This is a genomic window from Halostella sp. PRR32 (genome assembly GCF_034808085.1).
GTDB lineage: Archaea > Halobacteriota > Halobacteria > Halobacteriales > Natronoarchaeaceae > Halostella > Halostella pelagica.
Window position 1 is genome coordinate 1 of the sequence record NZ_JAXHGL010000283.1, and the last position, 237, is coordinate 237.

The window sequence follows — 237 nt, forward strand, 5'->3', positions numbered from 1 at the left end:
TGTTGTTGTTTTTTTTTTTTTTTTTTTTTTTTTTTTTGTTTTGTTGTTTTATTTCTTTTTTTGTTTTGGTGGGGGTGTGTTTTTTTTTTTTTTTTTTTTTTTTTTTTTTTTTTGTTTTTGTTTTTTTTTTTTTGTTTTTTTTTTTTTTTTGTTTTTGTGTTTTTTTTTTTTTTTTTGTTTTTTTTTTTTTGTGGTTTTTGTTGGTTTTTTTTATTTTTTATTTTTAACCCCCAACCG

Annotated in this window: 1 protein-coding gene; it reads right to left on the bottom strand. The window is 16.0% G+C overall.

Annotation, left to right across the window (positions count from 1 at the left end; translation table 11 throughout):
* Positions 1 to 237 (bottom strand): hypothetical protein (locus SM753_RS21565; protein ID WP_323193000.1); only part of this gene is annotated, 237 nt, incomplete at both ends.